This is a genomic window from Sunxiuqinia dokdonensis, from assembly GCF_001270965.1.
Classification (GTDB): Bacteria; Bacteroidota; Bacteroidia; order Bacteroidales; family Prolixibacteraceae; genus Sunxiuqinia; species Sunxiuqinia dokdonensis.
The window spans coordinates 1-11,748 of the sequence record NZ_LGIA01000143.1 but is presented as its reverse complement, the minus strand read 5'-3'; the positions used below and the strand labels follow the sequence as shown (position 1 = coordinate 11,748).

Below are 11,748 nucleotides of genomic sequence, written 5' to 3'. Positions count from 1 at the left end.
CGAATTTCTGGACGCGGACAATAACCTGAGATTATCCAATACCAATTGGATCGATGTTATTCTGAAGAACTCCATCTCCACGACGACCGATTTAGGCTATTCATACGGTAATAGAAAATGGAAAGTATTCATGGGCTTAGGTTATACCAATGATGACGGATTAGTTGAGTATACCTATTATGAACGCAAAAACTTCAGATTAAACAGCAGCGTTAATTTGTTTGGCGATAAGCTGACGATCGGTGAGAATCTTACCGTGGCAAATTTTCAGGAAGTAAAAGGCAATTCAATGGAAGATGCCTTACTGCAAAACCCACTGATTCCGTTATATGCTGAAGATGGAACCTGGGGCGGCCCCGTTGGAGCAGGGCTTCAGGATAAATGGAATCCCTTGGCGATTCTATATATAAACCGGAACAACACGCAAAAAACATGGCGAACATTTGGGAATGTTTATGCAGATCTGAAGATCATCGGAGACCTCAAATTCAGCACCAAGTTCAATTTTGACAATAATCGCTTTAGGTTTGATGAGCAAACTGAAGCTTTTAATCAAAATGGCAGTATTCTGGGAAATCTGGTTTATCTTTCAGATGGAGAAGAAGTTGCACGTTATGCCGGAAACAGGAACAACACGGACACCTACATCTTCACGAACCTGCTAACCTACAACCGCGAATTTGGGGCACATTCATTAAACACGTTTGTCGGCCACGAAGTATACTGGAAAAATCAGGACAACAGCTTTTACCGAATTCAAGCGCCTTATGGTACGGCAGTTAACTTTGAAAACGTCGAAGCCTACGATATCCTTGCGGATAACAGTAATCTGGATGCCTACGGCATAGGCCCTGATAGCCGGAGAGAGTCGATGTTTGCAAAAGCAGCATACGACTATCAAGACAAATATTACCTGTCGGCCAGTATTCGTCGCGACGGGTCATCACGTTTTGGACGCAACAACAGGTATGCGGTATTCCCAACGGCTTCAATTGGCTGGACCCTGAGTAATGAAAATTTTCTGAAGAATAATGACAAAGTAAATAACTTAAAGCTCAGAGCTTCATGGGGAGCCAACGGAAACGCGGATATCCTTGAATACGCACAATATTCAATTTATCAGCAAGCCGTCGAAAACAGTAATTATGATATGACCGGTGGCGGTAGTGGAGAAATCGATTTGGGTGTGTCGCCAAACCAGGTAGGTAACCCGGATCTGAAGTGGGAGCAGTCGTATCAAACCAATCTGGGGCTGGATGCTAGTTTGTTCGATAGCAAAATAAACTTAGTGATCGACTTATACGAAAAGAAAACATCAGATTTGCTATTACAGATCATCCAACCATCGGTATTAGGCGAGGCTGGTAAAACCCTGTTTTTCAATGCGGGTGATATGACCAATAAAGGTATCGATGTGGTATTAGGGTATAAATTTTCTCCTCGAAATCAATTTACCTATGGGGCAGACCTTACTTTTTCAGCTTATGAGAATGAAGTAACAAAGCTTAACAACTCAGAAAACTTCATCCTGAACGGGGTGTCTTACACGGGTGTTGGGCACCCAATCGGATCTTATTTTGGATATGTTGCCGATGGTATTTTCAGAACGCCGGAAGAAGTGGCAGTGCATGCAGCGCAGTCAGGAAAAGCATTAGGCAACATTCGATATAGGGATCTTGACGGAGATGGCGTGATTAATCAAGACGACAGAACCATTATCGGAAATCCGCATCCCGATTTTATGTATGGCATAAGTTTATACGCCGGATATAAAAATTGGGATTTCAATGTGTTCTTCGATGGAAGACAGGGCAATGATATGTACAATGCCCAACGCGAAATGCTCGATTTCCCCTATTTTGGATTTAACCACGGAAAAAACACCTTGGATGCCTGGGCTGTCGATAACGCGAATTCTCTTATACCGGCATTAAGTACTTCAGATGTCAATGATCAAAAACGTGCTTCTACTTATTTCATTGAAGACGGTTCATTCTTCAGGCTGAAGAGTGTAAATATTGGGTACAACTTTTCTTCCAAAGCCGACAGCTTTTTAAAGAAAATGGGATTGGACGCCGGTAAAGTCTATATCCAGGCAGAAAACCTGATGACCATAACTTCTTTCAGTGGTTTTGACTACGAGGTGCCTGGGCTTAGCAGAACCGGTATTGGTATTGCAGGTATGGGCGTGTATCCACATACTAAAACATATAGTTTCGGACTTAACCTACAATTTTAACGAGATGAAAAAAATACTAATCATATCAATTGCAGCATTACTGCTTGCTGCTTGCCAATCAGACTTTTTGGATGTCGCCCCGGAAAATGTAGTTTCTGAAGGGAATCTGGATCCGGAACAGCTTGTTGTGAGTGCCTACAGTGGGTTAGACTATCGGTTTAACACGGGGGAATTTAGAGATAACTGGCCTTTTGATCATGCACCTTCTAACTGGTGTTTTTCAGACATTAGAAGTGGGGATGCCTATAAAGGCGGTGGAGGAGTTGGCGACAATCCAGGTGGCGGTATGCATGCATTGGAAATACACCAGGTTTTTCCCTCTTCCGAGAATGCTTACAATTTATGGCGTGCACTGTACTTTGCGATATTCAGGGTAAATAGTACGATCGTTGTCCTGAACAATACTTCCGATTTTTCACAAAAAGATCTGCGGATTGCCGAATTGAAGGTTTTGAGAGCCCACTTCTATTTCGAATTGATGAAGAATTTTGGATCATTCGCCTATATCGATGAAAATACACCGGTAGAAAGCGTTGCCAGTGTCGAAAACTCTTTTGATACGGCCTTTTTATGGGGGAAAATTGAGGATGACTTAAATGCAGCCATTGCGGTATTGCCTGAAACTCAAGAAGGCTTGGGAAGGGTAAACAAACTGGTTGCATATGCCTTCCTGGCAAAGGCGAAACTATTCCAGGGAAAATGGAGCGAGGTGATTACCAATGCAGACAATGTAATCGCCGGGCCATATGACTTGGTTGATGACCTTGAAAAACTCTATTCAACACCAGGCTATGGCAATGTTGAAAATGTATTTGCCATCCAGTATTCTGTCAATGATGGATCGGAATACGGAAACTTAAATTTTGGAGATCTGATAAATTCTCCTGATTCCCCCTCTGACGATACAAATCATCCCTACTTAAATGGAGATGATTTTCATAAGCCATCGCAAAATATCGTAAACACCTTCAAAGTTGATTCGGATGGATTGCCTCTATTGGATTCATATAATAACTCCGATCTGGCATACGATGATACAACAACACCGATTGACCCAAGATTGGATCATTCTATTGGCAGACCAGGCATAACCTGGAAGCATTGGCAAAATATGCCGATGCAGGTTAACTGGAATAGGGACGTAGCAACCTATGGCTACTACGTGGTAAAGAAATATCAGATTGATCCCTATTCGGATTTGAGAGCTTCAGGAGGTTTCCCGTGGGCTAAAGGTGCTTTGGATTGGCCGATAATTAAATTTAGTGATGTGCTTTTATGGAAAGCCGAAGCCGCAATCGAGTTAGGAGATGTGCCCACTGGAATGAATATCATCAACCAAATTCGTAGCAGGGCAAAAAACTCACCCCGGGTTTACGATTTCGACAACCCTTCTCAAGATGCTGCTAATTACACCATCGACCTGTATCCGACCGACGTAACACAACAGTATGCGAGAAAAGCACTACAAATGGAACGCCGTCTGGAACTCCATAATGAAGGACACACCTTCTACGATTTGGTTCGGTGGGGCATTGCTGCCAGTTGGTTAAACGACTATATGTTTAAAGAAAGCGCCAAACGGAGTTACTATGCAGGAGCTTCATTCACCTCCGGGAGGGATGAATATTTGCCGATACCACAAATTGAAATTGATGCATCAGGTGGTGTTTATAAACAACGATCAGGTTATTAAGCACTGATTATTAATAATTAACCTATTTACGAATGATAAAAAGAAATGATAAAATGAAAAATTCAATTAAAAATATCAGTAGATGGATTCCTGTTCTTTTTTTCGGAATTGTCGTGACATTATTCACTAGCTGTGAAAATGACGTGAAATTTAATGACTTGGTACCGGATTATACTTATTCTATTATGAGATCCTTCGAAGCGAATGGTCAGGCAGCAACGATCGATCAAACCAATGGTGTCGTGCATTTAACTTTACCTGCCGGAGCTAATATTAGTTCTGTAATGGTTGATATGACACTTCCAGACGGGGCAACCGTAGACCCAGCCTCAGGAAGTACGCTTGACTTTTCTTCCGGTCCTGTCATATTCAAGGTCACAAACAATGGTGTAACCAGGGAGTATACGGTTACCATTGCGGCTTACGGAGATCCAATGATTATGACCTTCGCAATCGGTGATAACGACGGTGTTATTGACCAGGCAAACGGAACAATCGAGGTTACGGTGGGTAGCCAGGAGAATATCAAAGCTCTAACACCACAGTATACCATACCTGAAAGTACGACATCGACTCCGCAGTCGGGGGTAGCACAAGATTTCACCAATCCCGTTAAATACACTGTTTTATCGAATGATGGTTTTACCGGCAAATCATACGTGGTGACAATTACACAATTGCCGCAAGCTATCATTACCAGTTTCAAAACAGGGGAAGATATATGTAGTGTAACCGGAATTATTGATGATGAAGCTTCTGCGATTAATTTGGATTTTCCGGCAGGAGCGGATTTATCCGCCATTACGCCAATTATTGAAACAACAGAAGGGTCAACCCTTTCTCCGGAATCGGGAGTAGCGCAGGATTTCTCTTCGGGTGCAATTGATTATACTGTAACAAACCTGGAGGGCTTAACAAAAACCTATTCCGTAGTCGCCAGAACCATCACATCTTCCAAAAAAATCGCCTTTATCAGTGGAGCCGATTGTATTGAAAGCATCTCTGAACCAGACACAAAAGCAGCAGCGCTGTGGTTAAAAGCAAATTATGCTGAAGATTTTGTGTACTTGAAAGCTGGTACTTTAACAAGTGAGGATTTGGCAAGTACAGAACTGGTTGTGTTATACTGGGACAATGTTGGTACGCAGGAAATGCCCGACGGTGGCATTACAGCTGACAAGGTGGCTATCGTAACTGACTACTATAAAGCCGGCGGAAATTTAATGGTGGAAGGTTTCGCCATTAATCTATTGGACGAAATTGGTAGAATCAACATGGATGGCACGGTGTTCACGAATGAAGGTGGAAATACGAATCCTGTTGGTGGCGAGAACCTCGATGCTTGGGGATTAAGAGCCTCCTACTCTACACCGAGTCCTTCAGAATCAGCTAATCACCCAATTTTAGCTGGCTTAAGCCAAGGCGGAACAGACTATTATCCGATGAATAATGCGCATTACAAAGAAGACCGCAATTTCGGAATCGACTTTGGCTGGCCTGAATACAATGGGTTATTCACGGAAGCTCAATGTTCTGAGGATCGGGCGTTAGAGTTCGAAGCAGCAACAAACAGTGTTTTGATCAGGTGGTATGAGTGGCTGGATGCACGCGGATGTGGTATTGGACTGGCTGAGTTTAAACCACAAGGTGAATACCAGGGAACCATGATCTTAAATACTGGTGGTTGGTTGGAATGGAGTATGACAGATAACAACGGAGCCGTGAATGACTTCCAGAACAATATTTACGTGCTGCACGCAAATGTGATTGATTACCTGTTAAACTAAGAAAGCATGAAAAAACTAATCCTAAAAAGTGTATTTGCTATTGTAGCCCTTGTTGTTGGGCTACAATCCTGCAATGAACGGGAAAACTACATGGATGGGCCCAAGGTCCTGGATATCGTTGAAAGTGTTACAATCAACAGTAAAAGTGCAGAAGTAGATCACCTGGCTGGTACCATAAATATCAGCCTGACAGGCGGTACTGATTTAGGTTCTGTGTTGTTTGAAGCATCGGCACCAGATGGCGTCACGGTAACGCCAATGAGTGGATCCAGCCTTGATTTAACGACTCCTGTTCAGTTTGTTGTGAGTAACGGTGTTTCGGAAAGAACCTATACAATCTATCCGACAATCTTGCCTTCCAAAGTAGCATTTTTGGGAGATGGAGCAACCATTGCAGAGATCGCAGACGATGATGTGAAAGCTGCTGCCGAGTGGACGCAGGCGACCTATGGAAACGATTTTGTGTACATTTCCTATGACGATCTATCAGATGAAGCGTTGGATGGAGTGAATGTAATCCTATATATTTATGATAATGTAGGTTCATCGGCCCAACCAGCCGCCTTGCTGGAAAAACTAAATGTGCTTTCTAAATTTTATGTGCAAGGTGGCAAAATTGTAGCTGGATTATTGGGAACCGGACTCGTTGAGGAACTAGGTAGAGACAACTCCGGACTAAGAACGATTATCGGGACCGGAGAAGGTGGAAGTAACCCGGATACATGGGGCATTGGCTTTTCCGGATCGCCTGTTTCTAACATAATCTCGACCGGTATGGATTTCTATGCCCCCAATATGGCCTATGTAATCAATGCGGGATACAAAGAAGACCATAATGCGTTGTGGAACCTGGGATCGATTACTTCTGCTCCTTATGCGACTTTCAGTTCACGATATAATGCTGAACCAATTGCTGCCTGGGACTGGGCGGTCGAAGGTCAGGGTTTTGCAGGCATTATCGTCTGGAATCCTTCGGGCAGGTTCGAAGGCTATATGATAACAATTGGAATTGGCGGTATGGAATGGAGCATGAACGACGACCGTGACAATCCCTATTTAAGTAATGTGCAAAAAATATATAAAAACAGTATTGATTATTTATCAGCAAAATAAGTTTCAAATTTGAGTTTGTAGAAAAGAGGCTGTCTGAAAAAGTTGAATTGGCCAGCCTCTTTTCATTTTGTTGCCCATTTCTTGGGGTCGATAAACCTTCTCAACACAAAAGGGAAATTACTGTAAAACATCGAACGTATGAAATTAAAAATCAGAATACTCACAGGGTTTGCGTTCCTATTTTTATGTGCTTGTACCAGCAAGGAAAAGCACATAGTAAGCTGGTCTTTTGAAGAGAATTTGCAGAATGAAACTCTGGAAAGAGTTTCCAATAAATATACGCCGATTCAGTCGTTAAAAACGAATGCAGAATTTGTTGCAGGTATTAGTGGCAGAGGTCTTCGCACCGATGGTTATTCTACCTTCATTAATGCCAAATTTCTCAAGGAAGTTTCTGCGCCTGTATCTCTTGAGGGCTGGTTTGCTCTTGAGACTTATCCAACCGACACTGCAGGATTTTTCTCCATCGAAAAGGATTCTGCAAACTGGATTTCTGCGTGTATCAATCAGTTTGGCGAGCCCATGATTTCGATTTGTAACCAAGGGGAAATATCCTGGTATCCTTCCAGCATCAAAATAGAGAAGTTTAAGTGGCTGAATGTTGTATTGTCTATTTCAGATAACGAAGCAGCTCTTTACGTTAACGGGGAGAGTATTGCATTGGCAGGTGGCGAGTCATTTAAAAAGCCTGATTCATTTACAAGCGCTCTGATTGGACGGGACACACGCGAAAAAAATATCCATATTTTCCCAATTACCCATATCAACGGGATTATTGATGAAGTAAAGATTTGGAATAAAACTGTCTCTGAAAGTGATCTGAACAAGAAAGAAATTGAATCGTTGGCTGAAAACACTCCCAACCTGGCAGTTCCGAAGGTGCGCTTCGAGGATGATTTTAATCGCCCTAAATACCACCTTCTTCCTGCAGCGAACTGGACGAATGAAACCCACGGACTGATTTATTACAAAGGCAGATACCACATTTTCAATCAGAAAAACGGTACAAATGTCTACCTCGGAAGAATTAATTGGGGGCATTTTAGTAGTTCTGATTTGGTGCAATGGACAGAGCATAGGCCAGCTTTGGCTCCTGAGAAAGGATACGATCAATTCGGAATCTGGTCTGGCCATACAGTAATTGGTGATGATGGGAAACCGCTGATCATGTATACAGGTGGCGATGGAAAAGAGTTTGGAATGTGTTTGGCCTACCCTGAGGATGAAGAATTAATAAGCTGGAAAAAGCATGAAGGTAATCCGGTAGTTCAGGGGCCGCCAGAACATTTTTCGCGTGTTGATTTTCGTGATCCATACCTATGGCAGGAAGGGGATGTTTGGTATATGATCATTGGATTTGGTGTGGAAGAAGACGGTGTGGATAAAGGAACTGTTTTGCTCTACAAATCAACTGATATGAAGAACTGGGAGTATTTGCACCCCTTATTTACGGGAAACCGCCCTGTTGATGATACCGGCATTTTCTGGGAAATGCCGGTGTTTTGGAAGTTGAACGGGAAATACATCCTCTTGGTAAATCCAACTCCTCATGACGGAAAACCTGCAGTTGCCGTTTATTGGACTGGTGATTTTTTAAACGAACGATTCGTTCCCGATCAGAAAATGCCCCGGAAACTGGAAGTGATTAACCGGATGCTTTCGCCTTCAGTAGCTCTTGATGAAAACGGTTTAACCACAGCAATTGCAATTATCCCTGATCTAATCCCGGCAAAAATGCAAATGAAGCAGGGCTGGACTCATTTGTACAGCATCCCACGTACCTGGGATTTGGTGAACGGAAAGATTTACCAAAAACCGCATCCGGCGATCCAAAAACTGAGGAAAGATCAAACTTCCTTCCCCGAACAGGAAATCGTCCCGGGACAAAACCTACTTGTTTCAACCGGAAAACATCAGTTGGAAATTATAGCCAAAATAGTTCCCCAAAAGGCTTCGAAGTTTGGTTTTTTTATCGGGAAAAACGAGGCGAATGGAGAAGAAACTAAGGTCTACTTCGACTTGGAAACGAATGAGCTCTTGGTGGATTTGACCAAATCAAGCAATAACAAATCGATTGATAGGGGTATAGAAAAAGGAGAATATGAACTGAATCCGGAAAAAGAAGTTGAGATTCATCTTTTTATTGACGGCTCAGTAATAGAAGGATTTATTGACGGGAAGGACGGTTTCACTACCCGTACTTTTCCGAACTATGGAAACAGCAGTGAGATTGAGATTTTTGCAGACGGAGGAAGTATTATTCTTAAAGATTTGAAATTATGGGATATACAAAGTAGTGATAATCAAACTGATTTTTAGCTATGGATTTTAATAAAACAATGCCCTTTATAATAACGGTAGTTGAAAAAATAAATGTGAATGGGATTTTTTCGGCAAACCAATTCGTATTTGCTACACAAAGTTTTCATAGCAGTAGCGCAAACGTGTATAAACTTTTAAAACAGTAAATTATGAAGACAACACTTATCCTGATTTTGGCGATCGTAATTTTCGCATGTACAACAAATACAAAACCGGAAGAATCTGAGCTCGGGCAACTGGATAATTTTGCTGAGCCTTACCGACCCCAATTTCATTTTTCGCCTGAATTTGGGTGGATGAACGACCCCAACGGCATGGTTTATTATGAAGGGGAATATCACCTTTTTTACCAATATTACCCGGACAGCACTGTGTGGGGGCCGATGCACTGGGGACACGCCATAAGCACCGATTTGGTTCATTGGGAGCATCAGCCCATTGCCTTGTATCCCGATAGTTTGGGCTACATCTTTTCGGGCAGCGCGGTGGTTGACTGGAACAACACGAGTGGATTTGGTTCGGAAGAGAATCCGCCGCTGATTGCCATTTTTACGTACCACGATATGGAGATCGAAAAAGCTGGCGAACTTGAAGATGAAACCCAAGGAATTGCCTACAGTTTGGACAAAGGCAGAAGCTGGATCAAATACGAAGGCAATCCGGTAGTTGAAAACCCCGGAGCTGCTGATTTTCGAGATCCCAACGTGATTTGGCACGAAGAAACCCAGAAGTGGATCATGGTGCTTTCGGTGCAGGACCGGGTGCATCTTTACTCTTCGGAAAATTTGAAAGAATGGCAGTTTGAAAGCGAGTTTGGCCACGATGCCGGTTCGCATGGCGGCGTGTGGGAGTGTCCCGATTTATTTCCCCTGCAGGTTGAAGGAACTGATCAGACCAAATGGGTATTGCTGTTAAACATCAACCCGGGAGGTCCGAATGGCGGATCGGCCAACCAGTACTTTACGGGTGATTTTGATGGGCACACGTTTGTGGCTGATACCAAGGAAACCCGGTGGGTGGACTATGGCCGCGATAATTATGCCGGGGTCACCTGGTCGGATGTGCCCAAAGAAGATGGGCGCCGGATTTTTATTGGGTGGATGAGCAACTGGAATTACGCGCAGGTGGTGCCGACTGAAAAATGGCGCAGTGCGATGACCATCCCACGAAAATTGAGTTTGAAAGATGAGAACGGCATGGCCTCCCTGACTTCCGAGCCGGTGTCGGAGTTGCATGCATTGCGTATGGCGGGATCTGAAAAAAACATCGCGTCACAAACGGTCAGCGACATACATACGATTGATCTAGGTGAACTGGATCTCTCGCAATCCGAATTGCTATTTGAGTTTCAGGCTGGCGACTCGGAATCATTTGGGATTAGCCTCGGCAATGATCAGGATGAAATGTTGAAAATTGGCTATTCTGCTGAAGAAAAACAACTGTTTGTTGATCGCACCAATGCCGGGAAAAGTGATTTTTCATCCAATTTTGCCAGCATTTCAACGGCACCGTACGAGGCCGGCGATCAAATCAAGTTTCATATTTATATTGATGTGGCATCGGTTGAGGTTTTTGTCGACAACGGAAACCGGGTATTGACCGAGATTTATTTTTCAAGCACGCCCATGAACAGTTTAAAGCTGTTTGCAAACGGCGGCGCTGTTGAGCTAACCAGCCTGACCGCGCATGAACTGAAACGGATCTGGTAGGTTTCAGGCTGAGGAAAAAAACGCAAAGACACCAAGTCGCGAAGTTGGTTCTCAACTTTCATTTGTGACTTGGTGTCTTCGCGTGAGAGATTCAATATCCAATAACGAATATTCAATACCCAATTTCCAAGGAATTGGAATAGCTGGGTGCTCATCGTCTCAAATACTCTCCATCTCCTTCTCGCAAATTTTTCTTTGCGTTTTAACCGTCTCCCCTTTACTGTTGTTGCCGATATTCTGAAGGTGATAATTTGAACTGATTTTTAAAACACTTGGCAAAATACGAAGGGCTTGTAAAGCCAACCTCGTATGCAATTTCGGATACCGTTTTTCCACTGTTCCGCAACAGTTCGAGCGAGCGTTTCAGTTTCACCGACACGATAAACTCGCTGACCGACATGTCCGTCAGCTTTTTAATTTTTCGATACAGGTGTACCCGCGAAATGCCCAGCTTATCGCTTAATTCTTCGACCGAAAGGTCGTTTTGGCTTTCGTTATCCTCAACCAGCGAGGTGAGCCTGTTGAGGAACTTTTGGTCGATCCGGTTCAAGGGCGCATCGTCTGATTTGAAATCCAACTTGTCCTTGTAATGTTCGCGTATTTTCAGGCGAAGCTCCAGCAGTTTTCGCACGCGGATGAGTAAATGCTGGCTGTTGAATGGTTTCATGATGTACGAATCAGCCCCTTCTTCCAAGCCTTCCAGCTTATGCTCCAGCGAGGCTTTCGCCGTGAGCAGGATGATGGGAATGTGGCAGGTTTTTAGATCCAGTTTCAGCCGCTTGGTCATTTCCAGGCCATTCATTTTAGGCATCATCACATCGCTAATGATCAGGTCTGGCTCCTCTTCAATGGCCATTTCCAGTCCGGATTCCCCGTCTTCGGCTT

7 protein-coding genes are annotated in these 11,748 nt (G+C 43.5%); 6 read left to right on the top strand and 1 reads right to left on the bottom strand.

Annotated elements, in window-relative coordinates:
- From NC99_RS08220 to NC99_RS08195, 6 genes are all read left to right on the top strand, one after another.
- On the top strand, positions 1-2,239 hold a 2,239-nt coding region (locus tag NC99_RS08220; protein WP_157624691.1), incomplete at its 5' end, for a SusC/RagA family TonB-linked outer membrane protein.
- A 4-nt stretch (positions 2,240-2,243) separates the two neighbouring features.
- Positions 2,244-3,932 carry a RagB/SusD family nutrient uptake outer membrane protein gene (locus NC99_RS08215; RefSeq protein ID WP_053182082.1) on the top strand — a complete coding sequence of 563 codons (1,689 nt, stop codon included), beginning with the start codon at positions 2,244-2,246 and terminating at the stop codon, positions 3,930-3,932.
- Positions 3,933-3,964: 32 nt separating this feature from the next.
- Positions 3,965-5,719 (top strand): DUF5018 domain-containing protein, encoded by a 1,755-nt coding sequence (locus NC99_RS08210; RefSeq protein ID WP_157624689.1) that lies wholly within the window; start codon positions 3,965-3,967, stop codon positions 5,717-5,719.
- 6 nt (positions 5,720-5,725) lie between these two features.
- A complete protein-coding gene (locus tag NC99_RS08205; RefSeq protein ID WP_053182076.1) occupies positions 5,726-6,832 on the top strand; it encodes a DUF4960 domain-containing protein in 1,107 nt (368 codons plus the stop codon).
- Positions 6,833-6,970: 138 nt separating this feature from the next.
- Positions 6,971-9,151 (top strand): GH32 C-terminal domain-containing protein, encoded by a 2,181-nt coding sequence (locus tag NC99_RS08200; protein WP_082326377.1) that lies wholly within the window; start codon positions 6,971-6,973, stop codon positions 9,149-9,151.
- A gap of 152 nt (positions 9,152-9,303) precedes the next feature.
- Positions 9,304-10,863: a glycoside hydrolase family 32 protein gene (locus NC99_RS08195; RefSeq protein ID WP_053182070.1), complete on the top strand. Its 1,560-nt coding sequence runs from the start codon at positions 9,304-9,306 to the stop codon at positions 10,861-10,863.
- Between the two features lie 217 nt (positions 10,864-11,080).
- Here the strand turns inward: NC99_RS08195 and NC99_RS08190 are convergent.
- Positions 11,081-11,748, bottom strand: a 668-nt coding sequence (locus NC99_RS08190) for a response regulator transcription factor (protein WP_157624687.1), incomplete at its 5' end; no start/stop codon positions are given.